Here is a 25,852-nt window from a genome sequence, read left to right as displayed (position 1 = left end):
TCGTCACCGAGGGCGATGCCCTGCAGACCGAACTGTCCGGCATACAGGCTCAGCGCGCTATGAAAGTCGGGGGCGCGGAACAGTGTCCAGGCCAGGCACACGAACAGCAGTGTCAGGCCATGGGAAAGCAGCGGTGGCACCGCGGGCAGGGAAGAGCTGCTCCAGGCACGATTCACACACAACGCAATGCCATGGGCGCTGCCCCACAGCAGATAATTCCAGCTATCGCCACCGTGCCAGAGGCCGGCGATGGCCATGATCAGGAACAGGTTGCGGTAGGTTTTCCAGGTGCCGTTGCGATTGCCGCCCAGCGCAATATACAGATAGTCACGTAACCAACTGGACAGCGACAGGTGCCAGCGACGCCAGAAGTCCTGGATGCTGTTGGCCAGATACGGACGGTCGAAGTTCTCGGGAAAGTGAAATCCCAGCATCAGCCCCAGTCCGATGGCCATGGCACTGTAGCCGGCGAAGTCGAAGAACAGTTGCAAGGAATAGGCAAGGCAGCCAACCCAGGCGTCGGAGAAGCTGGGGTTCGGCACACTGAACGCCACATCGACTACCGGCGACAGGGTGTCGGCCACCAGGACCTTCATGCACATCCCGACCATGAACCGGCGCGCGCCCAGCGAGAAATTCTGCAGGTTGAAGTAACGTTGATTCAGCTCACGCCGAACCCAGTCATAGCGAATGATGGGGCCGGCGACCGAATGACCGAACATCGAAATATAGGTGGCGTAATTAATGAAGCTGCGTTCAACCGGCACGGTACGGCGATGCACATCCACCAGATAGGAAATCGCCTGCAAGACGATAAACGACAGCCCCGCCGGCATGATGACCCGCTGCCAGTCCAGGGGCATGGCGCCGTACCCGGTGAAGGTATCGATCAAGGTGCCGGCAACGATGTTGGCGTACTTGTACCAGCACAGCACCGCCGTGTTGAGCACGATCAGCGTCGCGAGTAGCCGCACGCGGCCCTTGCCATCTTCGCGCAAGGCATCAATCAGCAAGCCGCCGACCCACGCCGTGATCGTCAGCACCACATGCACTGCGAGGAACCATGGGCTCAACCAGCCATAGAACAGCCAGCTGCCGATCAGTAACGTGACGTTGCGCCAGGCGGCCGGGCACACGGCATAGGCCGCCAGGAACAGCGACAGGAACAACGTCAGAAACTCGAGAGAGGCAAAAACCATGGTGGTGGCGCGATCCGATCAGTGGGCCAGGACGTCAGTCGCGAGCAACAGGTGAGGGCCATTTGCGCCAGGCAGCAGCACAACGCTATAGCGCTCGCCAGCCTTGAGCTGGCCCAGGTCCAGCGGGGCACCGACGTTGGTTTGGGCGCAGACCAATTGCACCGACAGGTTGACCGGGTTGATCGCTCGGCGTTGCACGCTGCCGTCGGCCACCTCCTTGAACAGGTCGGCGTTCTTCCCCGCAGCGCGCAAACCGGCCTGGGTGCACGCTGGATCGGCGCTGATAAACGCCAGCGAGGCCCTCAGGCTATTGAAGTCGTCGGGTTGCTCACGGATGACGACCTGGCGGATACCTTGAGCGCTGTCTGGCAAGGCGATCACACTGGCGAATTCGCCTGCTGCCACCYGGATGTCCAGCGGCTGGCTTTTGCCGTTGCGTTCCAGGGTGCCCTTGATCGGCTGATTGGCGGGCACGGGCAGGTAGTCGGACACGGCATTCGAGCCTTCCAGTTTGAGGCTTGCGCGCGAGCCTTCGGCCAGCAGCTGCAACGGTTGGTCGGCGGCGTTGATAAAGCGCAGGAAGGCCGAGTCCTGATCCGGGCCCGTCGGGTACAGGGCAATGTCGGCGGCCTGGGCGTGCAGGCTCAGCATCAAGGGCGCGAACAGCACCCAGCCACAGGCGGATCGGATCATTTGCCGGCTCCCGCGCTGCTGACGGTGTCGGCGGGCAGTTTGGCCAACGCTCCACCAATCGCATTGCCCCAGGATTGATAACCGGCGACGGTGAAATGCTGCCCATCGGTGGTGATCCACTGCCCGGGTTTGGAGAACGTCAGCGAATCGATGTAAGTGCAAGGCGCCACGTTCGCGGCCAGAAACTGCGACATCAATTGGGTGCGGGCATCATTCTTCTGGTACATGCCACCGGCTTTGCCCCAGGCCGGGCCCACCCAGGCGCAGCGGGTTCCGGTGGCGGCGATGGCCTTGGCCAGGCCAGTGACGCTTTGCCATGCCCAGGCCTTCGGAAACACCGGTTTGTCGTAGGACGCCATGGTGTCGCCGATGACCAGTACCACCAGGTCGGGCTTGTCGGCGGCGATCAGGTCCTGGATCGGTGTGGTGGTTGCCTCGCGCCCCTTGATCACGATCTTGTCGTTGCCTTTGCGCTCGGCACCACAGTCGACCTTCTTGCTGATCAGCCAGTCACCGGCGCTGGCGCCGCAGGCACCGATGGAATGGACCTGGGCGCCTTGGCGAGTCAGGTTGTCGTGCAGCGGCTCCAGCAAATGGTCCGCAAGGCTCATATGGCTCTCCCCAAGGACAAGGAGAGTCAGGCCGGCAAGGGCAGAAGTGGGCATCGAAAGCTCCAGAATGATCAGTTGGAATAAGGCGAGGTATACGGGCTGACCGGCAGGCTCATGGGGCCGCTGATCTCCTCGAACTGGTAGCGCAAGGACAGGGCACCGCTGATTTGTTGGTAGTCGCGGGCGTTGTCCAGGCCCAGATTGGCGCCCAGCAGGAAGTTCGAAGCGACCTTGTATTCAGCCGCCGCGGCGACGCTGTAGCCGATCCCGGTTTTGTTTTGCCCTTCGTAGCGCAGGCCCGAGGCCGCCTGCAGGGCTTTGTCGGTCGGGAAATAGTCGACGCTGTCCTGCTCGAAATGCTGCACGCCGACCGAGCCCTTGACTTGATACGTCAAGCGCCCGGTGCGTTGTGCCCAGGTCACCGGAATTCCCAGGGCGAAGAACGTCTGCGGGCTGAAATAGCCGCCGTGACCGTAGGTGAAAAAGTCCTGGTTGTTGGCGTAGCTGATGCCGGTCATGCTCAAGCCGACGGTCAGTTTGCTGTCCGTGGCATTTTGCAGGTACCAGTACACACCGCTGCCCAGTTCACTGCGGCTGTTGGACTCGACATGGTTGCCCAATAGCTGGTGCCAGGAGGCGTAGCCATAGGCGCCGACTTCGCTGTCGTCAAAGCTCAATTGACCACGTCCGCCGTTGGCGGTCACACCGCCCCAGGACTGCCCGCTGCGTTTGTCCGTGGTGCCGGCAAACGAGGTGAGGCTGTCAGTCACCGGACGCCGGGAAACGCTCACGCCATAACGGACATTAGAGGCATCGCTGATGGGGCGATCAACGCTGATGCCGCCGGTGGCGGTGGTGTATTTGAAGCCGAGCGGGGTGGTACCGAGATCGGCTTTGAGCCCATCGGCGGGCCGTTGAAGGGCGACGGCAAGGCCGACGCCCTCGGCTTTCTGCGAACCGACGCTGCCGCTCTGCGCACCGTTGCCAAAACGCGACAGCGCCTCGCTGTTGGCACTGCCGGCGTTCAGCGAGACGGGCGTCACGCGTAGCGCAACGCGGCTCTCATCCAGCGGGATATTGATTTCCAGCGGTGTCTCAATATCGGTGAGTTTGCTCAGTCCCGACTCACTGTTGTTGCTGCGAATGCTCACGCCCTGGGTGACGTAGGCACTGCGCTCCTGAAGGATTTTATCGAGCGCCAGTTGCGCGGGGCTGATGTCCTCGCTCACCAGTGCTGCGCGGGGCAACTGCGACTCGAATGGATTGCTCGCCTGCTGCGGCCTTGGCGGGGCGCCGATGGCAAAAGGGGCGCTGCCCGGTATCTCCTGAACCGGTGGCGGGATGGCTGCCAGCAAGGTGTCGCGACTGACTTCGTTACGTGAACCCGACACCCCGGCAAAAGGGTTGGGCGCCACTGTCGAGCCGGCCAGTTGGCCGCCCTGGTTTCTGCGTTTCTCGCTCTGTTCGATGGCCACGGCTTTGCGCAGCAGATCAGTCGCCGTGCCGGTCTTGCCCAAGTTCTGGTAGAGGCGTGCGGCCTCAGTCAGCGTTTGAGGGTTACCGGATTCGGTCTTGAGCAGCTGTTGCAGCGCCTGTTCGGCAAAGGCCGCGTCATGTGCCAGCACCGCCGCGTCGGCAGCACCCAACAGCAGTTGCGGGTCGTTTGGCTGGCGCTGTAACAGCGGTTTGTAGAGTTCGAGGGCTTTTGCCGTATCGCCGTTTGCCGAGTACATCCGCGCCAGGGCCGCGACGGCCGCACTGTCGCCGGGACGTTGCGCCAGTGCGGGCGCCAGCGTGTCATAGGCGTTGGCCAGATCGCCTCGCTCACGCAGTTGGTCAGCCTGGCGGATGCGATAGAGATAGAGCAGGTCATCGAATCGCTTGCGGGCCGGCGCGTTCAAGGGCTTGTTCTGCAGGTCGCGCAGAATCTGGTTGACCTGCGTGTCTTCTCCGGTTTTAAGCAGGACAGCGGCGTATTGCAGGATGAAGTCCGCCGAGGGCGCTGTGGTCTGTTGCAACCGACCGCGCATGAGGGCCAGCGCACGGCCCGGCTCGCCGATGTCGACGTAGGCCGAGGCCAGGCTGGCCGTGCGGTCTGGACTGTCGTTGGTCATCGGCTGAATGCGCTCGAGCAAGGTCAGGGCTTCCTGGCGCTGTCCGCGCTTGCCCAACTCGATTACCTGGCTGAGTTGCAGGTTGAAGCTGACGTCAGCGGCCAGTGCTTGCATGTCCGGGGTGCGCTGGTTGGGGCGCAAGCGTCCCAAGGTTGTCTGGGCGGCTTTCCACTCACCCATCTGGACCGACAGCAGGGCGCTGACGTAAAGCGCATCGGCATTGTCGGGATGGGCCTGGAGCATGGCGTTGATCAGGTCCCGAGCCTTCTGGGGTTCGCCCATCGCCAGGTTCAGGCGGGCCAGGGCGAAACGCGTCCAGATGTTGTCCGGCTCAACGCGCAGCGCGTCCTGCAAGGCGTTACGCGCAGCGGGCAGGTCGTTGCGTTGTTCGGCGAGGGCGGCCAGTTGCGTCGCACGCAAGGCTTGCAGGCGTGCGGACTGGCCGATCTTTGCCTGTCCGGTGGCTGGCAGACTGTTGATCAGTTGCAGGGCTTCATCGTTCTTGCCGCTCTTGAGCAGCACGTTGACCAGCCCTTCCTGTGCTTGAGGGTCGTCACGGCGCAGGCTCAGCACCTGGCGATAGTTGCGCTGGGCGTCATCGAACTGGCCCGCGCCGGTCTGAATGTCCGCAAGGGCGAGGCGAGCGTCCACCCCGTCTGGATTGAGCCGCAGGGCCTGGTTGACCAAGGCCAGTGCCTGGGTTGTCTGGCCTTTGGCCTGGGCGTCGCGGGCCTGCTGCAACGCAGACCAGTAACGCACTTCGTTCAGCGCAACTTGCCAGTGGCTGCCGCCTTGTTGTCGCGTGGCCTGACCCAGGAGTTTTTCCGCTTCGGCCAGTCGGTGTTGCTGCTGGCGAACGACTCCAAGGCCACCCAGCGCGTCGGCATCATCGGGCCGGGTTTTCAAGCGCGCTTGAAAAGCCTGTTCGGCGGTGGCCTGATCGCCTTCCTTGAGCGCCTTCAGGCCGCGCGCGACTTCGGCGGGCGGTTGCCATTCCTTGCTGGCCGTCGTCGCTGCCTGTTGCTTGCCCTTGTTCATCTGCGCGCGGATTTCCACGTCATCCGGATGCGTCTTGAGGTACGCCTCGAACAACGGCATTTGTGCCGGATCGGGCGGACCGATCCAGGTCAGCGCCAGGCGCCAGCTTTCGTCGGCATCACCGGCAATGTCGGTACGTTGGGTCAGCGCGGCCAGGGCGCGGATGCCCTCGGCACGGCTGTCTTCATGGCGTACCAGATGCTTGGCGTAAAACAGCGCGACGATCGAGTCGTTGGGCATCTCACGTTGCAGGCGCTGAAGTCCGCTGCGTGCCTCAGCCCAGTCAGCCTGATTGAAGGCAAGGTTGTTGTAATACTCACGGCCGATCGTACCTTGAGGTGGACGGCCATCGAACAGCGAGCGAAACACCACGCTCGCCTTGTCACGCTCACCGGCATCGACGAGGCGCCGAGCCTCTTCCAGGCGCTGCTGGTTCTGCGGTTGTGCCAGGGCGATGTCCTGTGCCAATTGCAGTGCCTGCCGTGGCAAAGGCTGGATGGCCTGCAAGCGGGCAAGGTATTGCTGCGCCTGTTGTGGCTTGTCCTGTTGCACGCCGATCAAGCCCAGGCCATACAGTGCGTCAACCTGGACCGGGTCCAGCAACAGGACTTTCAGCCAGACTTCCGCCGCGCGTTGAGGGTTTTTATGCAACTGCCAGTACTGCCCTTGCTCGACGAGCAATGTCTGTGGCGTCGGACTTTGAGCGTGGGCAGCAGCCGTCCATGCGCTCATGACGGCGATGGCTAGCGTGCGGTGGTGCGCGTGCATGCGGTCTCCCAGGAGAGTTTCAGCGTTCCGTCTTCCCGGAATCGATAATGTTTATCTGCCCAGCCGAGCGCGAACAGGCTGAGCATGAAGTTGTAGTAACGCGGCGGACCGGCGTCGGCATCGGGCCTGGCCAGCGCCTCGCGCAAGGCGACTTCCACGCGGTCTCGTTGCTGATCGGCCAACCTGGGTTGCCCCTTGGCCTCAAGGTAGGGAATCAGTGCAGCCCGGAATCCGAAAGGGCTCTGACCCTGGACACTGCCGTGCAGAAGCCGGACCGTTTCCGGGGGGGAACCCGTCGCAACAGTGCTGCGGGCCATACCGTCCAGCCGTTTGAGCAGCAGCGCTGCCAGCGGTTCGGAGGTATCACTCATGCCCAGCCAGAGGTACACGCGAATGGCGTCGTAGCTGCCCGTGTCGCCGTTGATCGGGTCGCTCACGAAGACACCCGATTGTGCTGAAGTGCCTTGATAACCGACCCAGTCAGCGATGAAACCGTGGCGGCTGGATTGGGCAATCATCGTCGCGGTGTTATCGGCAATCGCTTGCCAGGGCCCGGAGGGTGCTTCCTTGGCCAGGCGCCGTAACAGCGGCAGTGGCAGGTAGCTGGGGTTCAGGCGCCAGAGAGCATCCGGCTGGACGAAACCCTGTGGTCCAGGCAGTACCATCGGGCCCAGCCCGGGCAGTTTGACGACCAGTTGCGCTTCGATCGTCGCCATCAGCTGCAGGGCGTCTTGGTGATAGTCCGGCCGATGCCACAGGCGTGCGGCTTCGAGCAGGGCGTAGGCGATCCACAGGTCGGCGTCGGCGGCCGAATTGGCGTCTTGCAGGCGCCACTGACCGTCCGAGCCTTGCCCCCATAACCAGCCCGGCAGGCGTGTGGCGGTGGCGGAGCCTGCGAGGTTGGCCGAGGTCCAGCGCCAGAGTTTGTCAAAGCGTGGCTGATCGTTGCCGATCAGTGCGAAGAGCATGCCGTAGGACTGCCCTTCAGAGGTGCTGTGATTGTTCTCGAGGCTCGATTCCAGAACCCGGCCGTCGGCCTGGACGAAGCGTGTCGCATAGGTTTGCCACAGTGGCCAGGCCGGCGGCTCGCAGGATTGTGCGGCCGCCATCGCCGGCGCCAGCAGGGCGAGCGCAAGCACAGCGCTCAACCTGCGCGCGTTACCGCGCAGGCCCTGGCGAAGTGAAGTACCCCGGCTGCTCATGGACGTCACAGGCATGAACGACACTGGCCCGCGCGGCTCATTGGCCAAGACGATGCTTGGCCCGTAGGCGCAGGGCCAGGTAGGCCATGCAAGAAAGCAGCAGGACCCCGATGAGGGTGAACAGCATGAGCGCCATGACATTCTGCGAGAGGTACCACTGCAGATAGCGCAACGGACCCAGGCGCCCGACGTAGTAATCCTGCTCGGCGACCAGCGATTCGACATGCTTGCCCCTGACCACCACCAGACTGCCTTGCAGTTCGTTGGCATTTTCTTCGCTGCTGAGCAGGGCACTGGTCACGTCGGCCAGGCCGCCGGGCCTTGTGCCGGCGATAAATACCACGCTGCGCCCACTCTTGAGCGGCGATTCGAAGCCGGTCAGATAAGCACTGCCGTCCTCAGCGCTGAACCTGAAGCTGCTGCGCGCTTCACGCCGATTGGTTTTGGTATCCGGGCTGATCCAGTTGCGCAGACGCAACGGCAGGTCAGACAGTTCAAAGTACTGCGCAGCATCTTCGCCCCTGGCCGGCAGAAGGCTTTGCCATTGCTCCAGCAGCGGCTGATTGTTGCCCGAGGCGAGCACCAGCAAATCCCGGTCGCGTTGCTCGGCCACCTGGTCGGCGTGGACCACTTTCACGCCGGTGGCCGGATAACCGGTGGAGTCGCCGAAGCGGCCCAGCAGGGTCAGATAGGCGCTCAGATCGGCCGGGCCTGGCTCGTTGGGCAGGATCACCGAGGTTTCAGACAGGTCGGCCATGCGGGTGAACGGGAAGCCACTGTCCTTGAACACCCCGAGGTTGGGCATGGCCATGAAATGTTCGTATTGGCTGAGGTCCAGGGTCGAGTCCGGGTCGATCACACCGCGCATGTTGTCGATGATGATGTCGCGGCATTCGCCCTGTTTGATGTAGTCATACATGAAACGAAATTGCAGGCGCGACTGCAGCGCGACTGAATTGAGCGGCAACAGCATGCGCGACGTGCGGGCCAGGCTGTCGTCGGTTTTGAGCATCGACAGCAGGCTGTCGCTGTTGCCGAGTTTCTCGATCGAAGGCAGGTCGATCGACTTGATGAAGGTATCGTTGAAACTGATCAGCAACGAAGAGTTGGTGGAGACCGGTTGCGGCGTATAACGGTACTTCAGGTCAAGTTGCGCACCGGGCTCACGCCAGTTGAACAGATCGGGTGGCAAGCGCAGGGCAACGGTCATTTGTCCCGGGTTATAACCCGACACATTGAGTTCCGCGGGTTTCGCCAGTTCACCCAGACGAACCGGGCGATCGGAGGGCAGCCAGTTGGGCGCGTCGTACGGTTGGCGTGGCTTGAGCGAGTCGATCCGGTCGATCACCACGCTCTGTCCGGAAAAGGCCGAGCCACCGAGGGCCAACGCGGTCGCGGCAACTTTGAGATCGGCGCCATCGCGCCCGGAGACGATCAACAGTTTGCCCTGAGCATCATTCGGGTTGCTCACGAGGGTCAATGTCGGCCCCGTGGCCTCTTTGATCGGCAAACCACTCAAGGTCGTTGATTCGCTGGCGCTGACAAACACCACCGCGTTGCCTTTGGCCGGCAGGCTGCTGAGGCTGGTGGGGAAGGTTGCGCCGCGATAGCTGGCCAGTGCGCCGAACCAGGAAGAAAGGATGCCGGCGGCTTCAAGCTCCGGACCGCCTGGGTGCGCGGCGAACACGAAGGGCAGCTTCAGGGGCGAGGCGTCTCGACGATCGAACAAGGGCAGCGGCAGAGCGGACAGGTCGTTGGGCTGCTTAATCGAGGACACCTGGAGGCTCAGCTGGCTCTCGTTGCCGATCCTGGCCCACAGGCTGGAGTGCAAAGGGTCTTCACATTGCATCGTGTAATGACCGATGAACTGCAGGCTGAGCCGGTTGAATTCGGTGATGGTCTGCGGCGGGATCTGCACGGTCCGGGTCTGTACTTTACCGGCCTCTTCTTTCGGGAGAGGCAGGCTGGCGGCCACTTGATCGTTGATCAGCACGTTGATTTGCGAAAGATCGGCCAGCAGCGCCGGTGAGTAGCTGTACTGCAGCGTGACCTGCGCAGCCGTGACGACTTCATCGGCGCGCACATCGAAATTCACGCTGTCGGTAGCCTCCACGCCTTTAAGGGTCATCGAATAGCTTTTGCCCAGCTCCTTGAGGGTGCGGGTATAGCTGTTGCCCGGGGCATCGGTCCCCGGCAACGATGCGACCGGCATCAGCGCCGTGTCCGTGGCGCTGATTGGGGCGGCAGCACTCAAGGCACAGCCGCTCCAGCCCGCTAGCGAGCAGGCGATCAGCATGAGTGAGCGACGAGGAAGAAAGGTCTGGCGAGTGGAAGGCTTCAAGATCGTTGCGTGTCCGCGGTGGAGTCAATAGGTGATGGAGCGACCGGGCGTTTGCGCAGTAGCGCGTGGCTGTCCTTCAGGGTTACAACGAACAAGCGCAGGATGGCGCGCAAGCCAATGCTGCTGACCTCGCGCAACGCCGACATGGGCGCGTCAAGGCGGCCGTTACCCCAGGTGTTGGCCCAGGTGTCGGCCCGTGAAAAGGTCAGTCGCACCAGCTCACTTTGCTGGCGCAGGGTCAAAGCCTCGAATTGCACGCCCGTCACGTTGTCGTTGCTGAAGATCGTTCTTGCGGGAAAAAGGCTTGAGGGAGGTGTGCGCAAAATGCACAGCCGTACCTTCTCATCGACGCTGAGCTGAACCTGCGGTGGCAGTGCCAGACCCACGCCGTTTTGTGAGAAGTCCTGGGTTTTGCAATCGAACGAGGTGCCGTCTTCGCGATAGACGCGCACAGGCAGGTCTGCGGGCACCCGGGGTTCGTTACGCACCTGAGAGGACTCAGTGGCCACCGCCACGGCAGTGCTGACGATGATGATGTTGTACACAGTCCAGGCCAGGTTGATCAGCAGGGTCGTGACCTGGGCCGAATCACTTCCGATCAGTTTCACCACGCCGATCACCAGGCCGATCATGTTCAAGGTCAGCAGGACGATGTAAGGCCGCGCGAGCTTCCAGTCGAAATAGTCCTCCTCGATGGTGCCGCCCTTGTCGGTCACGTTGAACTTGCCCAGCGAAGGGCTGATCAGGGCCAACAGTACCGGTCGCATGATGTACCAGGCCAACACCGACTCATACACTTCGTTCCAGAAGGAGTGGCGGAAGCGCCCCTGGATGGCGGAGTTGGTCAGACTGGAATGGAAAATATGCGGCAGCACATAGACCGTGACCATCAGCGCCGAGGCATGGAAAATCTGCGCGTCGAACATCAGGTAGGCCAGGGGGGCGGTCAAGAACACCAGGCGAGGCAGGCTGTAGAAAAAGTGCATCATGGCGTTGAGGTAGCAGATGCGCTGCCCAAGGTTCAGACCTTTGCCAAACAACGGATTGTCGGTGCGAAAAATCTGCGCCATGCCCCGTGCCCAGCGTGTGCGCTGGCTGATGTGTCGGGAAAGGCTTTCGGTGGCCAGGCCCGCCGCTTGTGGAATGGCGAGGTAGGCGGTATTGAAACCACGGCGATTGAGCTTGAGTGCCGTGTGCGCATCCTCCGTCACGGTTTCGGTGGCGATGCCGCCGACTTCCAGCAAGTGAGTGCGCCGGATGACCGCACAGGAGCCACAGAAGAATGCCGCGTTCCACAGGTCGTTGCCGTCCTGCACCAGGCCGTAGAACAGCTCACCTTCATTGGGTACCGAGCGAAAGGTATCGAGGTTTTTTTCGAACGGATCGGGTGAATAGAAGAAGTGCGGAGTTTGCAGCAACGCCAGGTTCGGGTCCTTTAAAAACCAGCCCATGGTGATCTGCAGGAAGGAGCGGGTGGGCACGTGGTCGGCGTCGAATATGGCGATGAACTCGCCATCGGTGACCTTGAGTGCCTCGTTGAGGTTGCCGGCCTTGGCATGTTGATTGTTGTCGCGGGTGATGTAGTTGACACCAATCTGCTGACAGAAATCCTTGAATTCCTCCCGGCGTCCGTCATCGAGCATGTGCACCCGCAGTTTGCCCTCGGGCCAGTCGATGGCCTGGGCCGCAAGCACCACCAGTTTGACGATGCCCAACGCTTCGTTATAGGTAGGAATGAAGACGTCTACCGTCGGCCATTCAGCGGGCGGCTGTTGCAGAAACTGCGGTTTGCGGTGCAGCGGCCAGGCGGTCTGTACGTAGCCGAAGACCAGGACGAGCAAGGCATACAGTTCGGCCAGCACCAGCCCGTAGCCAAATACGGCATCCTGCCAGTTGTCGAAGCCCAGGGTGTCGGTCAGGCGCCAGTACATGTAGCGCAGCGAAGCGATCAGCGAGAGGGTGATCAGGGTCAGGATCGCCAGACGCCCGGCTTGCTTGCGGATGATCAGGCTGGTGGCGAAACAGACGGCGGCAAACGCGGCCTGGGAATACAGATTCAGCGGCGCAGTGAGAATACCCAGCACCAACAATGCGGCGATCAGCCCGGCCGAGATCTTCAGGCCCTGGCGGCAACGCAGGGGCCAGCGACTGACGCGAGCCTGGAAAGAATCCAGTAGCTGCTGCAACCACCATGTCTTTGCAGGCAGCTGATTGAGCCGGGCGGTCATGGCGTGTCCTGCTGACTTGAAGCATCCGCCCAAAGCAGGGCATGGACCGCGCCTGACAGCGCAAGAATGTCCTGACAGCCAATGCTCTCAGGTGCGTACTGCAACAGGTCCCGACCATAGGCCAGCGACTCGTTGAACTGGTGATCGAGGCGAACCGTCCCGATCAGGTTGGCACCGAGCCGCCGCCGAAACAGCACGCCCATGTCCCTGCTGAACGAACGCGAGTCATCCCGTTGATTGAGCACATACCGTTGTTGCTGTGCGCGTCGTCGGCTGGTTTCCAGCCACTGGGTCATGGTGTCCAGTGCCAGGTAGGAGGCCGCGTCGGCCACCGTCATCACCAGCACCAGATCGGCTGCATCGAGTGCCTGTTGCGAATAGACGGTCGCACCCGAAGGCGTGTCCAGGATCACGGTATCGTTTTCGCTGAGGTCCATTGACGCAAGGTGCTGATTCAACCAGTCAGAGTCTTCAAGCATCAACTGCTTGAGCAACCGGCGATCGTTCACCTCGCCAGTGCCGAAGGGCAGGCACTCGCTGTCGCCAAAGCCCTGCAGGCGATGGGCGCCCCAGTCTGCGTCCTGCTCTTTGAACTGGATCAGCCCGGGAGCCTGCCGGGTGATACCCAAGTGGCTGGACAGCGCGTTCTGAGGGTCCAGATCAATTGCGATGGTTCGCCCGCCAGGGCGCCGAAGTGTTTTTGCGAGGCCAGCGGCGACTGTGCTTTTACCCACCCCACCATTCGCCGAAACGATAGCAATGACCTTCGCCCTGGTTCGCTTGCGAGTCGTTTCTGGCAGACCGTCAAGGCGAACCTGGTTGAGTTCACGCAACAGGTCGCTCAATCGCTGACGGTCACCCGTAGCGGAACTCGCAGGTGGCTCGGTCAGGGAGGAAGATTTGGGTGAAGGTAGCGAGAGGGCAGCATTCTTCACCGGCTCGACCGGCGCGCCAATCAATAAAGAAGGCTGTGGCTCGTCCAGTAGAAACACAGGGGGCGTTGGTGTTGGGGGAGGCAATGCCACTGACGGCTCTGGCTCAGCCAGTGCAGGTGTAACCGGGTCGTCTTTGAAATCTTTATAGCTCGGTTGTATTTCCTGGTAGCTTTCCGTATTGGCGCCAAAACGTGTAAATAGTTTCGTAATGTCGTCTACATATTTCATGCGTTGTACCAAGAATGAAATAGCTCAGAAACTCAGCATTTCATTAACTTTACAAAGTTGATGCGTCGTCTGGACGTTGGCAGAGTGCCACTAATGTAGTGGTGTCTGCGTCTTGGTGTCAACGAATGTTATAATAAGTCAGTGAGGCTTATTGGTGTTGGTCTAGTGTTATTGGCTGTTGTGTTATTTGTGGGGGGTGAGTTTTAGAGTGTGCTCAATAATTACTGTCCAGTGTGTAATATGATGATGGTTGGTTCGTGTATTGGCGCAATGGGACGCGAGTATTGATCGCCTTCAATGGTTTGATGTCGGGTTATATATTTAAAGAAGTTGATTGATGTATTTGAAGAGGTAGTGGCAGTTTCAAGAAAAACTTGTGCGGATAAGGCGTCGGGTGTCGCTGATGTCGAGCAACGTAAAATCGCAAAAAAACTTCCCGTCTGGCTACAGCGACTGAGAATCAACACGCTTAATCAGGCGATCCATTTGAAGATCGGACATAGCGATTCCTGGCCTGCCGTTCACCGGCAGGCTCAATGTTAATTTTGTTCAGGGTTGTGTTCGGGACACTTGGCGCTGCGCTGGGTAAAGTCATGACCGCTTGCCCGGCCTGGTGTGTTTCAGACGGATTACTGAATGGCCAGCAACTGGTCAGGGTGGGCACCAATTCAGACAAGGTGCAGGCGACAAGCTGAGACGTTCAGCTAACGTTCAATCGTTCGCCTCGCCAGTTGCGTTACACACTCTCCCCTGAGGTGACTGGCGGGGTGAACCCTTGGCGGCGTGGCCCCTTGTAGATGAGCCAGAGCATCTAGAACGGCGCTGCTATCAGTAAGATGATCATGGGGGCACCGCCCCGAGCAGGTCATGGGCATCCACCCAAAGCGATGCCCTTGCCTTCATTGCATGCGCCGCCCTCCGTGACGGGATGCGACAGGCGTAGTGGCATTTTGATTGCTTTTGAGCTATTTATCTCTATGGCCGGCATGGAGCCGGTTCAAGGAGATGAAATGGTCACTGATCGCGAAATTGCACTTGAGCAGGCCCTTGTAGCAATTATTGGAGAGGCTATCGCCAGCGGGCTCGATGTCAAAAGCCTGATGGACAACGCGGCAGCCGGCTTACTTGGAAGTGCTTCATACCGCTGGGTTGGGCATCCGCATGTGTCAAACGCCCTTCAGGTGATGATTGATGCTCATGCGCAGGCATTGGACACCATGCCCCCGCAGTAACGGCGATTTCAGGTCGCGACATGCTCGCAATGCCGGCGGACTCTTCGGCCGGCACCGCAGCGAGGGTGATCAGGAGCGTCGACGCAGTCTCGCGCCATTGCTTGACCGGAAGCGACAGGTGGAGATTCCAGGTTTTGGTGTTCAGCTATGCTTTCAGCACTTTGTTCAAGAAATGGATTTCACTATGAGCAGCGTAAGAAAACCGACACAGCGAGAAATCTCCGATGCCTTGGAGCTTAGCGAAAGCGAGGTCGCGTTGTACGTTGCAGACGTAGAGGAAAAGGCCGATGGCTCGGGGCACTGGATCTTTTTCAGCCTATTGACGCCTAACGACATACTGTTCTGGCTCAGGGTCGGTAACAACCTGAGGCTTGAAACAGATGCCATAAACCTCCTCTGGACAAAACAATCACCGAGTATCGCTCGGTAGGTTTGCGGGATCGCGTTTTAACTCCGCCAAGCTCCTCTGTAGGAGCAAGCTCGCTCCTACAATTTCCTTAACTGAACAGCATTACATCCATGACCCAGAGACTTAAAGCTCATTCAGGATTTATTGTCTGGATAAGGCAGTAACCGCGACTTCTTACTGAACGGAGGAGGTTGTCGCCTTTAGTAAACTTCTTGAATTTCGCTTGCAGTCTACTGAGGCACATGGGCAATCCTTTGTAATTATAAGGGTCCTTATTTAACTTCATAAGGATGTCCTCGTTGCTGATAACGCGTTCCTCGCTGCTTGTTAATAAGTCAAGCACTGCGCATTCCATGCGAGTTAAATTGATAGTCGTTAGATTGTTAGAAAGCAGGCGTTGGGGTTTGTTGAACACCCAGGTATGTAACTTTGGCATATTGATGCGATCAGGCACACACGTAGAACCGCGGTGGTCGATCCAGGCAGTAACCTCATCGATAGTATGTCCGAGGGCAATAGAGTCTTCGTCGTAAGGATTGAGCGGGGCGGGGGTAAGATCTTCTGACATCGCGCTTCCTCCATGCACGAGAAAAGCGTAGCACCCAGAGCTGCGCACACTCTAAGTAGTACGCGAAAAAACCCGCATGGGCGGGCTAGAGGGGGCGAACAAAAAAGGATGGGTCAATTGATCAGGGGATGTCAGTACATTGGATCGCGTGGTGAGGTCACTCCTGGTTGTACGGCAACAGCGCTTGTGATGTTCCATGCCGTTCGTGGCGGCAGACGGTGGTTAATACCAGTCGTGACTGAACTTTGGATTGATTGGTGGGATGCATTGCAGGGTGGCGAGATCCAGCAGCGTGAAGTGGCCATCCATCCAGCCGGCAGTGTCGATGTGATACACGTTCCCGAGTACGGCAGGCTGACTCAGCGGCGTGTGGCCCACGATCACCACCCGAACACCATCCACGCCTGATTGGTTTTCTTCAGTGATCCGCTTGCGCGACCACAGGAGCATTGCGGCTACGTGATCCGCTTCGAATTCCGATCCGGATAGTGCAGAGATCATTTCTCCCCAACTGCCCCGAGGTACATCGGCGTGCACGATGCCTATCAGGCCTTGCGCCGTCTCGACCTCGATCACCAGCGGCAAGTCCTGGAGAATGTTCGCGTAGCAGTCCTGCTCAATGCTGGAGAGCCGGTAGAACCAGGCTCCACCATTGATGAAGTGCATGTCGCACTGAGCGCCGGTGCAGCCAGCGGCGTACGAATCGACGGTCATCTGCTCATGATTGCCGCGCACAGCGTGAAACCAGGGCTTGCGCAAAAGCCATTCATCGACGTCCAGAGATTCAGGGCCTCGGTCAATCAGGTCTCCGACGCTGAACAGTCGGTCTACCGACGGTTCGAAGCCGGCCTTGTCTAGCGCAGACTCTAGTCGGGTGAAGTGTCCGTGAATATCGCCGACAGCGAAATCCCGACCCGCCGTGTTTGCGGCGAAGCGCTTCACGCGCGATACCTCGATCGTCTGGAGCATGCAAAGTCCTCCGCTTGCCGTTCACCGGCAGGCTGGCAGACCAATTATGAGACAAATAGAAATAAGTGGGAGGGGCGGGAGATGCTGTTCGGCCAACGTTGATCGTTCACCCCGCCAGTTTCCGCCCAACTGCGGGGACATCCACCCCCAAGAACTATCACTTTTTCGGCGATTTACTGCTGGAAGGAATATGCAGGTAAGACATCACGCTTTCGGTCAGTTCTGTCGCCAGCTTGACGGCTTCTTTATTGCGAGCCATCACACCCGCCACCAATCCTTCGATCAAGGCGAGCACGGCGATGTTGGAACTGGTCAATACTGGATGGTCGGCTGGGGCAAATAGCACGTGTTCGGCAATGCTGGTGAGAGGCGATGCGGGTGAGTCGGTGATTGCCAGCACCGAGGCGCCGCGCTCATTGGCAAAGCGTGCGAGTTGCAGGGTGTCGAGGGAATAGCGCGGCAGGGCGATCGCCAGCAATACATCCTGATCGGTGATTGCAGCCAGACGGTAAGCGGCGTTTTCGTTGCCGCCTTCCATGCTGATGGCGGTGGCGTCCGCACAGAAGGGCATCAGGGTCGAGGCGGCCAGACCGGCGAAGTAGACGCTGTTGCCAAACCCGAGGATGTAGATTTTACGCGCCTCGGTCAGGCGGGTGACGAACGCTTCGAAGGCATCTTCATGGTTGTTGGTCGCCGCCGTGGCGAGGTTGCTGGTGGCGCTCTGGATTTGCTCATGCAGGCCAAATGCGCCACCCGGTCGATGCGCCAGTTCATTGCGAAGCTTGTCGACCGGCGACACCATCTGCTGCAAAGTTGCCACCAGCTCGGCCTTCATGCCGGTGTAGCCACCCAGGTTCAGAGCCTTGGCCAAACGATTGACCGCGGCTGGCGAGGTGGAGGTTTCGTGAGCCATTTCCTCGATGGTCAGCGTCGCGGCCCTTAGCGGGTGACGCAGGATAAAGTCCGCCACTTTGCGCAGTGATGGCGGTAAATCGGTAACGATTTCCGTCAGTTTGCGCATCACCGGCGCGGCATAGACCGTGGTGTCTTTCGTGGGGGTCGGCATGTCCGGCTCAACAATTCCTGAATGTAAGAGAAGGCTGCTGCCTTGGCATAATGGCGGGAGTGTATCCGAAGCCGACCCTCGGTGTGCAGAGCCTGGCCAAGGGGCGGTGTGCGGCGCGGATGGACTATTTCAAACTCCCGGACAGAAATTGCTGGAGACGCCCGGACTGTGGATTGACCAGCACTTCACGCGGATTGCCGCGCTCTTCGACCCGCCCCTTGTGCAGGAACACCAGTTGATTGGAGACCTCGCGGGCAAAGCCCATTTCGTGGGTCACGACCACCATGGTGCGTCCTTCGAGGGCGAGATCCTGCATGACTTTAAGTACTTCGCCGACCAGCTCGGGGTCGAGTGCCGAAGTCGGTTCATCGAACAGCATCACTTCAGGTTCCATGGCCAGTGCGCGGGCAATTGCCACACGCTGTTGCTCACCACCGGACATATGCGCCGGCCAGGCGTCCATGCGGTGCGCCACGCCGACTTTGTTCAGGTAGTGTTCGGCTTTTTCCCGGGCTTCCTTTTTGTTGATGCCCAGTACATGCACCGGCGCTTCCATGACGTTTTCCAGGGCACTCATGTGCGACCAGAGGTTGAAGTGCTGGAACACCATCGATAGCCGCGAACGCATGCGCTGCAGCTGCCTGGGTTCGGCAGCCTTGAGCCCGCCGAGTTTGTTGGTCACCAGCTTGAGCTGTTCGCCATTGAGCACGATGTTGCCGGCGTTGGGTTGCTCCAGCAGGTTGATGCAACGCAGGAAGGTGCTTTTGCCGGAACCACTGGAGCCGATGATGCTGATGACGTCGCCGGCCTTCGCCTCCAGGGACACGCCCTTGAGCACTTCGTGGGCGCCGTAGCTTTTGTGAAGATCCTGAATTTCAAGTTTGTACATGGTGTCAACTCTCTGGAATCAGTCGCTGAGCAAGCGGCCTTGGCGAATGGGGGTACTGCCGGCCACTTTGGCCAACCACAAACCAGGCTGGGCAAAGCGCAGACGTTCACGGGCATACAGGATGCCGTCGGTGCTGGCGTGCACCACACTGTGCTGATCGGTCAGCGGATCAAGCACTTCGAAGAGCGGATCGCCGACCTTGACGTGGGCGCCCAACGGTTGCAGATAACTCACCACCCCCGGATGCGGCGCATAGGCGTACTGCGCACCGGCGAACGGTGTCGCCTCACAACGGCTCGGCGGCGCTGCAGGCCAGTCACCGCTGATCAGGCCTTGCTCGGCGAGATAGCCGAGAATGGCCTGGGCACTGTCGACGCATTGCTCGCGCTCGGTGTCAGCCATGCCGCGCAATTCAATCGTGGTGGCCACGCACGCCAGCGGAATATTCGCTTCAGGAAAGCGCTCGGCCAGGTGCAGCCAGGGGATTGCGCAGGCTTCATCGAAGGCGTTGCCTCCCGCGGCTTCGGCCAGCAGGGCCACGCCAGCGCCGAGGCGGGCGGCCAATGAGTGCAAGCGTGACCAGTTTTGCGGCATGGCATACAGCAGCATGATCGACTCGAAGTCGCAGTGCAGGTCCAGCACCACATCGGCATCACAGGCATGCTGCAGCAACAGGCGCCGCAAGCCATCGAGTTCCGATGTCGGTGCCGGCATGTTGGTGAAGGCGTCGCTCATGGCGCGGCGGATCAGTGCGATGTTGGCATTGGCATCGTCGCCCAGTTGACCTTCCAGCATCGGCTCCACGGCTTCGGCGAGCTCCGGGAAGTCGCGATTGAAATTCTTCCCGCTGGAGAATTCAAAGCGCCCCTGATGGGTGGCCTGGAACATCTGTGCGATACCAATCGGATTGGCCATCGGCACCAGTTCGATCACCCCGGTCAGGCGACCTTGATCTTCCAGTTCTTGCAGACTGCGCTTGAGTTCGACGGCAACGCGCATTCCCGGCAGTTCGTCGGCATGCAGGGAAGCCTGGATGTAGGCCTTGCGTTGCCCGCTGCCAAAACGAAACAGCGACAACTTTCGTTCCGTGCCCGAGGCACTCCACGGCAAAAGGTATTGAATGTGCTTCATAACGCTCCTTAGTGCTTGCGCGGTGCCAGATAGGCCAGCCAACGGCGCTCAGCCAGCTTGAACAGACGAACCAGGATGAAGGTCAGGGCCAGGTAGATGAGGCCGGCAGTGATGAATGCCTCGAACGGCAGATAGAAGCGCGAACTGACGGTTCGCGCGGCTCCGGTGATATCCACCAGCGTGACGATGGACGCCAGACTGGTGGTCTGCAGCATCATCAGCACTTCGTTGCTGTACTGCGGCAGCGCCCGGCGCAAGGCCGACGGCAGGAGGATGCGGCGGTACAAGGTCAGGCGCGACATGCCCACTGCTTTGGCGGCTTCGATCTCGCCGTGGGCCGTGGCCTTCAAACTGCCGGCCAGGAGTTCCGCGCTATAGGCGCTGGTATTGATTGCGAAGGCCAGGCAGGCACAAAAGGTCGCGCTGGACAGGTAAGGCCAGAGCACGCTTTGACGTACCGCTTCGAACTGCGCCAACCCGTAATAGATCAGGAACAATTGCACCAGCATCGGGGTGCCGCGAATCACATAGGTGTAGAGCCAGGCCGGGAAGTTGATCAGTGGTGATCGGGATACGCGCATCAGCGCTATGGGAACCGCAAGCACCAGACCAACGGCCAGGGAAATCAGCAGCACTTTCAGGGTCACCAAAGCGCCGTTGAAATACAGCGGCAGGTTTTCCCATATCAGGTTGTAGTCGAGAATCATGGGGGGCTCCCAGTCACAGTTCGGCGGCTTTGATGCCGACCGAGTAGTGTTTTTCCAGATAGCGCAGCACCAGCAACGACACGCTGGTCAGCATCAAGTAGAGCGCGGCAACCGCGAGGAAAAACGTGAACGGCTCATGGGTGGCGTCCGCTGCGTTTTTGGCTTTGAACATCATGTCCTGCAAACCGATTACCGAGATCAGCGCGGTGGATTTGGTGAGCACCAACCAGTTATTGGTGAACCCGGGAATGGCGAAACGAATCATCTGCGGCACCAGAATCCGCCAGAACACCTGAGCGCCACTCATGCCGTAGGCCGCGCCAGCCTCACCCTGACCTTTAGGGATCGCCATGAAGGCACCACGAAAAGTCTCCGAGAGATAGGCACCAAAAATGAAGCCCATGGTGCAGACACCGGCGATGAAGGGATTGATGTCGATGTACCGGGTGTAACCGAGTGCGAGGGCAATGCGGTTCATCAGATCCTGGCCGCCGTAGAAGATCAGCAGGATCAACACCAGGTCAGGAATACCGCGAATCAGGGTTGTATAACCTTCGCCCAGCACCGCCAGCCATTTGAACGGCGACAAACGAAAGGCTGCGCCGATCAGTCCCAGGGAAATGGCCATGGTCATGGAGGTCAGGGCCAGATTAATGGTCAGCCAGGCGCCATCGAGAATGCTCGATCCGTAGCCGTGAAGCATGATGAAATTCCTCAAGCGAGCGCAGGGAGGCGCACGAGACAAGCCAAAAGCGGCGCCCGCAAGGGGCCGGCGCCAGGGTTTCGGATGAAGGCTTATTCGCCGTAGATATCGAAGGCGAAGTATTTACCCATCACTTGCTGGTACTTGCCATTGGCGCGGATCGCGTCAATCGCTGCACTCAGGCGTGCGACGTTCGCGCTGTCGCCTTTACGCACCGCGATCCCGGCACCTCTGCCGAAGTATTTCGGGTCATTGATGTCCGGCCCTGTCAGCGCGAAACCCTTACCCAATGGTGTTTTGATAAAGCTCTCATCGGTGTTGACGATGTCTGCAAGCGTGGCGTCCAGGCGACCCGCCGCCAAATCGAGGAAGGCTTCATTTTGCGAGGAGTAGCGCACCACCAGGGCGCCGGCTTTCTCAAGCTGCTCGGTGGCGAAACGGTCATAGGTCGAGGAGCGTTGCACGCCCAGTTTCCTGCCTTTGAGATCGACCAGCGGGTCGTTGATCACGCTACCGGCCTTCATCGCGAACTTACCCGGCGTGTGGTAGTACTTTTTGCTGAAATCGACCGACTTCATACGGTCTTCAGTGATCGACATCGACGACAGCACGGCGTCGATCTTGCGCACTTTCAGCGACGGGATCATGCCGTCGAATTCCTGGATGACCCACTCGCATTTGACCTTCATCTCTTCGCACAGCGCGTTGCCAATGTCGTAGTCGAAACCACTGACGTTGCCCTCTGGCGTCTTGAAGGAGAAGGGCGGGTAGGCGGCTTCGATACCGATACGCAAGCTGTCGTCGTCGGCGTGTGCCAGCAAGCTTGCGACGCACAGTGCCAGAGCGCCTAGAAGTTCTGTCTTGTACATATTGTTGACTCCTTGGATGGGGCGTTGGGGTGATACGGAGTTGCCGTCCGGTCTGGCGAGGTGGACTGTCCTGACGATTTGCGAGGGTATAAATGACATAAAATAATTCACAAATCAACTTAATGAAAAAAAACATATCAGCGCAAGGAAACACACATGGCACTGGTGGACTGACCCCACCTGTGTCATCAATCCTTTGAACAAAAAAACGGGCGCCGAAAAGGCGCCCGTTTTTTCATTCCAGCATCAAGGTTTTTGCGCTGTCCTTAGCGTCGATCCAGCCAAACCGTTTGCGCATTACAGAATTCGCGCACCCCGAAATGCGAGAGCTCACGGCCAAAGCCACTTTTCTTCACACCACCAAAACTGACACGCGGATCGCTGGCGCTATAACCGTTGATGAACACGCCACCGGTTTCAAGTTCGTCGGCCATCTGTCGGGCGAGTTCGACATTGCGCGTGAAGATAGTGGCGGTGAGGCCGAACTCGCTGTCATTGGCCAGCTCCAGCGCATGGGCTGCGTCTCGGGCCGTGATGATTGAAGCCACTGGACCAAACAATTCCTGTTTGAATGATGTCATCTGATCGGTCACGTCGCCGAGTACCGTAGGCTCATAGTAATTGCCGGGGCCTTCAGCCTTCTTTCCACCCATCAGCAGCGTCGCGCCTTCCTCCAGTGTGTCGCGCACCTGTTGATCCAGTTCGTCGCGCAGATCGAAGCGAGCCATCGGGCCGATGTAGGTGGTGGTAGCCAGTGGATCACCGACGACCAGTTGTTGGGTGGCCTCGACGAACTTGCGGGTAAATTCCTCGACGATGCCTTGCTCGACAATCAGGCGCTTGGCGGCGGCGCAGACTTGCCCGGTGTTCTGATAGCGCCCGATCACCGCGGCTTTCACCGCCTCATCGAGGTCTGCGTCGTCGAGCACGATAAACGGGTCGGAGCCACCCAGTTCCAATACGCATTTCTTCAGTGCCGCTCCCGCCTGAGCACCGATGGCCATGCCGGCACGCACGCTACCGGTGAGGGTGACAGCCGCGATACGTGGATCGGCGATCGCCCTGGATACACCCTCTGGCGTGACATTGATGACCTCGAAAGTGCCTTCAGGAAAGTCCGCTTGCTGGAAGGCTTCCAGCAGCAGGTAGGCGCTGCCCATGACGTTTGGCGCGTGCTTGAGCACGTAGGTGTTGCCGGCGAGCAACGTAGGGACCGCGCCGCGCAGGACTTGCCAGATGGGGAAGTTCCACGGCATGACGGCGAGAATCGGGCCGAGCGGGCGATATTCAATGCATGCCTTGCCGCCTTCAACCAGGGTCGGTTCCGGGCTCAGCATGGCGGGACCGTGTTCGGCGTACCACTCGCAGAGCTGCGCACATTTTTCAATTTCACCGCGGGCYTGAGCAATCGGTTTGCCCATTTCCAGGGTGATCATGTTCGCCATGGCCTGCGCATTGTTGCGCAAGGCCTGGCCGAGGTTGATCAAAAGCTGCGCGCGCTGCTCAACCGGTTTGCGGCGCCAGGCGTGAAACCCGGAGGCGGCCCGCGTCAGCGCGGCCTGTAATGCCGAATCGGATTCGAAAGGGTACTGGCCGATCTGTTCGCCCGTGGTCGGGTTGATCGAAATGGCATGGGTGAGGCTGGATACGTGGGTCATGGCACCGTCCTGCGGGGTGGGGATGTGCTCAGGTTATGGGGGTATATGTTTTCTGGAAACTGAATAATACTGAGCATAACGTTCACGTTAGGAGAATGACTTGGACCTGGTTCAGCTCGAAATTTTCAAGGCTGTCGCCGAGCACGGCAGCATCAGCGTGGCCGCCCAGCATATCCACAGGGTGCCATCGAATCTCACGACCCGAATCAAGCAGCTTGAGCTGGACCTGGGTGTGGACCTGTTTATCCGCGAGAAGAGTCGCCTGCGTTTGTCGCCAGCCGGCTGGAGTTTTCTGGATTACGCTCGACGTATTCTCGACCTGGTTCAGGAGGCGCGCGCCACCGTGGCAGGCGAAGAACCCCAGGGAGCCTTCGCCCTGGGCTCGCTGGAAAGTACTGCAGCGGTACGTATTCCAGAGCTATTGGCCGCCTATAACCAGAAACACGCCAAGGTCGAACTGGACCTGTCCACCGGCCCCTCCGGGACCATGATCGATGGGGTGCTGTCAGGGCGGCTGGCCGCGGCATTTGTCGATGGTCCGGTGTTGCATCCGGCGCTGGAGGGTGTGCCGGCATTCGAAGAGGAAATGGTCCTGATCGCACCGCTCAACCATGAGCCGATTCATCAGGCCAAGGATGTGAATGGCGAAAACATCTATGCCTTTCGCTCCAACTGCTCCTATCGCCATCATTTCGAAAGCTGGTTCGCCAATGGTGCGGCGGTGCCCGGCAAGATTTTCGAAATGGAGTCCTATCACGGCATGCTGGCCTGCGTCAGTGCCGGTGCCGGCCTGGCGCTGATGCCTCGCAGCATGCTCGAAAGCATGCCCGGGTGCACGACGGTCAGCGTCTGGCCGTTGTCGGAGTCGTTCCGCTATCTGCGCACCTGGCTGGTGTGGCGCAGAGGGACGGTGTCGCAGAGCCTGACGATGTTTGTGCGCTTGCTAGAGGAGCGCGGGGTGGTGTTGGTCGAAAAATAGTGGAAAGTTAACGGTCTGCGCTGAAAAACCGGATAATGGCGGCCAAATCGTATAGCTCGTTATTCTGGTAAGCACGCATGGAAATCAAGGTCAACTTTCTCGACAACCTTCGACTTGAGGCCAAGTTCGACGACTTCACGGTGATTGCCGATCAACCCATTCGCTACAAGGGCGATGGTTCGGCACCGGGGCCGTTCGATTACTTCCTGGCTTCGTCGGCGTTGTGCGCGGCGTACTTCGTGAAGTTGTACTGCGAGACTCGCAATATCCCCACCGAAAATATCCGCCTGTCGCAGAACAACATTGTTGATCCGGAAAACCGTTACAACCAGATTTTCAAGATCCAGGTCGAATTGCCGGCGGACATCTCTGCCAAGGATCGCCAGGGGATCTTGCGYTCCATAGACCGTTGTACGGTAAAGAAGGTGGTGCAAACCGGGCCTGAGTTCGTGATTGAAGAGGTCGAAAACCTCGACGCCGATGCCCAGGCGTTGCTGATGCCGCATTCGACTGGCGAAGCGGGCACCTACATTGTGGGCAAGGACCTGCCGCTGGAACAAACCATCGCCAACATGTCGAGCATCCTGGCCGACTTGGGCATGAAGATTGAAATTGCTTCGTGGCGCAATATCGTCCCCAATGTGTGGTCGCTGCACATCCGCGATGCGCACTCACCAATGTGTTTTACCAACGGCAAGGGCGCAACCAAGGAAGGTGCGCTGGCATCGGCACTGGGCGAGTTTATCGAGCGGCTCAACTGCAACTTCTTCTACAACGATCAGTTCTGGGGCGAGGACATCGCCAACGCGGCGTTTGTGCATTACCCGGACGAGCGCTGGTTCAAGCCTGGCCCGAAGGACGAACTGCCGACTGAAATCCTCGACGAGTACTGCCTGAAGGTTTACGACCGGGATGGCGAGTTACGTGGCTCGCATCTGTACGACACCAACTCCGGCAACACCCAGCGTGGTATTTGTTCACTGCCGTTTGTGCGCCAGTCGGACAATGAGGTGGTGTACTTCCCGTCCAACCTGATCGAAAACCTGTTCCTGAGCAATGGCATGAGCGCCGGCAACACACTGGCCGAAGCCCAGGTGCAGTGCCTGTCGGAGATCTTCGAGCGCGCGGTCAAGCGTGAAATCCTCGAAGGTGAAATGGCCTTGCCGGATGTGCCGCAGCAAGTGCTGGCGAAATACCCGGGCATCCTGGCCGGTATCCAGGCCCTGGAAGAGCAGGGCTTCCCGGTGCTGGTGAAGGATGCATCGCTGGGCGGGGAGTTCCCGGTGATGTGCGTGACCTTGATGAACCCGCGTAC

Annotated in this window: 20 protein-coding genes; 3 read left to right on the top strand and 17 right to left on the bottom strand. The window is 59.6% G+C overall.

Features of this window, described 5'->3' with window-relative positions; genetic code table 11:
- From AC1DU9_RS24520 to bcsQ, 8 genes are all read right to left on the bottom strand, one after another.
- Positions 1 to 1,199, bottom strand: a 1,199-nt coding sequence (locus AC1DU9_RS24520) for an MBOAT family O-acyltransferase (protein WP_477810908.1), incomplete at its 3' end; no start/stop codon positions are given.
- Between the two features lie 18 nt (positions 1,200 to 1,217).
- Entirely contained in the window at positions 1,218 to 1,892 is a 675-nt protein-coding gene (locus tag AC1DU9_RS24515; RefSeq protein WP_477810907.1) for an alginate O-acetyltransferase AlgF, read from the bottom strand.
- Complete coding sequence (locus AC1DU9_RS24510) at positions 1,889 to 2,557, bottom strand: SGNH/GDSL hydrolase family protein (protein ID WP_477810906.1); 669 nt, start codon at positions 2,555 to 2,557, stop codon at positions 1,889 to 1,891. The genes AC1DU9_RS24515 and AC1DU9_RS24510 overlap by 4 nt, the downstream gene beginning before the upstream one ends.
- Before the next feature lie 17 nt (positions 2,558 to 2,574).
- A complete protein-coding gene (locus AC1DU9_RS24505) occupies positions 2,575 to 6,423 on the bottom strand; it encodes a cellulose synthase subunit BcsC-related outer membrane protein (protein ID WP_477810905.1) in 3,849 nt (1,282 codons plus the stop codon).
- Positions 6,399 to 7,640: a cellulose synthase complex periplasmic endoglucanase BcsZ gene (gene bcsZ / locus AC1DU9_RS24500; protein ID WP_477810904.1), complete on the bottom strand. Its 1,242-nt coding sequence runs from the start codon at positions 7,638 to 7,640 to the stop codon at positions 6,399 to 6,401. Before bcsZ ends, AC1DU9_RS24505 begins: the two co-directional genes overlap by 25 nt.
- 22 nt (positions 7,641 to 7,662) lie before the next feature.
- Positions 7,663 to 9,966: a cellulose biosynthesis cyclic di-GMP-binding regulatory protein BcsB gene (gene bcsB / locus AC1DU9_RS24495; RefSeq protein WP_477810903.1), complete on the bottom strand. Its 2,304-nt coding sequence runs from the start codon at positions 9,964 to 9,966 to the stop codon at positions 7,663 to 7,665.
- On the bottom strand, positions 9,963 to 12,194 hold the full coding sequence (gene bcsA / locus AC1DU9_RS24490; protein ID WP_223458978.1) for a UDP-forming cellulose synthase catalytic subunit: 2,232 nt from the start codon (positions 12,192 to 12,194) through the stop codon (positions 9,963 to 9,965). The genes bcsB and bcsA overlap by 4 nt, the downstream gene beginning before the upstream one ends.
- Positions 12,191 to 13,357, bottom strand: a complete 1,167-nt coding sequence (gene bcsQ, locus AC1DU9_RS24485) for a cellulose biosynthesis protein BcsQ (RefSeq protein ID WP_477810902.1) — start codon at positions 13,355 to 13,357, stop codon at positions 12,191 to 12,193. The genes bcsA and bcsQ overlap by 4 nt, the downstream gene beginning before the upstream one ends.
- Before the next feature lie 893 nt (positions 13,358 to 14,250).
- On the opposite strand from bcsQ, the gene AC1DU9_RS24480 reads away from it, so the two are divergent.
- Positions 14,251 to 14,589, top strand: coding sequence for a hypothetical protein (locus tag AC1DU9_RS24480; protein ID WP_223458982.1), 339 nt, complete (start codon positions 14,251 to 14,253; stop codon positions 14,587 to 14,589).
- Positions 14,590 to 15,128: 539 nt separating this feature from the next.
- On the opposite strand, the gene AC1DU9_RS24475 is transcribed toward AC1DU9_RS24480, so the two are convergent.
- From AC1DU9_RS24475 to AC1DU9_RS24435, 9 genes are all read right to left on the bottom strand, one after another.
- The gene (locus AC1DU9_RS24475; protein ID WP_223458986.1) at positions 15,129 to 15,566 is read right to left on the bottom strand and encodes a winged helix-turn-helix domain-containing protein; all 438 of its coding nucleotides are present in this window, start codon (positions 15,564 to 15,566) and stop codon (positions 15,129 to 15,131) included.
- Between the two features lie 222 nt (positions 15,567 to 15,788).
- Entirely contained in the window at positions 15,789 to 16,535 is a 747-nt protein-coding gene (locus tag AC1DU9_RS24470; protein WP_223458988.1) for a metallophosphoesterase, read from the bottom strand.
- 157 nt (positions 16,536 to 16,692) lie between these two features.
- On the bottom strand, positions 16,693 to 17,601 hold the full coding sequence (locus tag AC1DU9_RS24465; protein ID WP_223458990.1) for a MurR/RpiR family transcriptional regulator: 909 nt from the start codon (positions 17,599 to 17,601) through the stop codon (positions 16,693 to 16,695).
- Between the two features lie 124 nt (positions 17,602 to 17,725).
- Positions 17,726 to 18,490 carry an ABC transporter ATP-binding protein gene (locus tag AC1DU9_RS24460; RefSeq protein ID WP_223463958.1) on the bottom strand — a complete coding sequence of 255 codons (765 nt, stop codon included), beginning with the start codon at positions 18,488 to 18,490 and terminating at the stop codon, positions 17,726 to 17,728.
- An 18-nt stretch (positions 18,491 to 18,508) separates the two neighbouring features.
- On the bottom strand, positions 18,509 to 19,621 hold the full coding sequence (locus tag AC1DU9_RS24455; RefSeq protein WP_477810901.1) for a succinylglutamate desuccinylase/aspartoacylase family protein: 1,113 nt from the start codon (positions 19,619 to 19,621) through the stop codon (positions 18,509 to 18,511).
- A gap of 8 nt (positions 19,622 to 19,629) precedes the next feature.
- The gene (locus tag AC1DU9_RS24450) at positions 19,630 to 20,328 is read right to left on the bottom strand and encodes an ABC transporter permease (RefSeq protein WP_223463961.1); all 699 of its coding nucleotides are present in this window, start codon (positions 20,326 to 20,328) and stop codon (positions 19,630 to 19,632) included.
- A gap of 13 nt (positions 20,329 to 20,341) precedes the next feature.
- Positions 20,342 to 21,031 (bottom strand): ABC transporter permease, encoded by a 690-nt coding sequence (locus AC1DU9_RS24445; RefSeq protein ID WP_223463963.1) that lies wholly within the window; start codon positions 21,029 to 21,031, stop codon positions 20,342 to 20,344.
- A 92-nt stretch (positions 21,032 to 21,123) separates the two neighbouring features.
- Positions 21,124 to 21,900, bottom strand: coding sequence for an ABC transporter substrate-binding protein (locus AC1DU9_RS24440; protein WP_223463965.1), 777 nt, complete (start codon positions 21,898 to 21,900; stop codon positions 21,124 to 21,126).
- Positions 21,901 to 22,166: 266 nt separating this feature from the next.
- Complete coding sequence (locus tag AC1DU9_RS24435) at positions 22,167 to 23,558, bottom strand: aldehyde dehydrogenase family protein (protein ID WP_223463970.1); 1,392 nt, start codon at positions 23,556 to 23,558, stop codon at positions 22,167 to 22,169.
- A 100-nt stretch (positions 23,559 to 23,658) separates the two neighbouring features.
- Between AC1DU9_RS24435 and ptrR the strand changes: the two genes are divergently transcribed.
- Together ptrR and AC1DU9_RS24425 are read left to right on the top strand one after the other, a co-directional pair.
- Positions 23,659 to 24,537, top strand: a complete 879-nt coding sequence (gene ptrR / locus AC1DU9_RS24430) for a putrescine utilization regulator PtrR (protein ID WP_218433642.1) — start codon at positions 23,659 to 23,661, stop codon at positions 24,535 to 24,537.
- A gap of 77 nt (positions 24,538 to 24,614) precedes the next feature.
- Positions 24,615 to 25,852: YcaO-like family protein (locus AC1DU9_RS24425; RefSeq protein WP_477810900.1), on the top strand; the 1,238-nt coding region annotated here is incomplete at its 3' end.

This window comes from Pseudomonas sp. P4_C1 (genome assembly GCF_056402155.1).
Note: the sequence above shows the minus strand (reverse complement) of the source record. Positions and strands in the feature narration are given on the sequence as shown.

Coding starts and splice junctions, on each gene's coding strand:
- AC1DU9_RS24510 (WP_477810906.1), bottom strand. CDS start 2,557: ATGCCCACTTCTGCCCTTGCCGGCCTGACTCTCCTTGTCCTTGGGGAG.
- AC1DU9_RS24505 (WP_477810905.1), bottom strand. CDS start 6,423: ATGCACGCGCACCACCGCACGCTAGCCATCGCCGTCATGAGCGCATGG.
- bcsZ (WP_477810904.1), bottom strand. CDS start 7,640: ATGCCTGTGACGTCCATGAGCAGCCGGGGTACTTCACTTCGCCAGGGC.
- bcsA (WP_223458978.1), bottom strand. CDS start 12,194: ATGACCGCCCGGCTCAATCAGCTGCCTGCAAAGACATGGTGGTTGCAG.
- bcsQ (WP_477810902.1), bottom strand. CDS start 13,357: ATGAAATATGTAGACGACATTACGAAACTATTTACACGTTTTGGCGCC.
- AC1DU9_RS24475 (WP_223458986.1), bottom strand. CDS start 15,566: ATGTCAGAAGATCTTACCCCCGCCCCGCTCAATCCTTACGACGAAGAC.
- AC1DU9_RS24470 (WP_223458988.1), bottom strand. CDS start 16,535: ATGCTCCAGACGATCGAGGTATCGCGCGTGAAGCGCTTCGCCGCAAAC.
- AC1DU9_RS24465 (WP_223458990.1), bottom strand. CDS start 17,601: ATGCCGACCCCCACGAAAGACACCACGGTCTATGCCGCGCCGGTGATG.
- AC1DU9_RS24460 (WP_223463958.1), bottom strand. CDS start 18,490: ATGTACAAACTTGAAATTCAGGATCTTCACAAAAGCTACGGCGCCCAC.
- AC1DU9_RS24455 (WP_477810901.1), bottom strand. CDS start 19,621: ATGAAGCACATTCAATACCTTTTGCCGTGGAGTGCCTCGGGCACGGAA.
- AC1DU9_RS24450 (WP_223463961.1), bottom strand. CDS start 20,328: ATGATTCTCGACTACAACCTGATATGGGAAAACCTGCCGCTGTATTTC.
- AC1DU9_RS24445 (WP_223463963.1), bottom strand. CDS start 21,031: ATGCTTCACGGCTACGGATCGAGCATTCTCGATGGCGCCTGGCTGACC.
- AC1DU9_RS24440 (WP_223463965.1), bottom strand. CDS start 21,900: ATGTACAAGACAGAACTTCTAGGCGCTCTGGCACTGTGCGTCGCAAGC.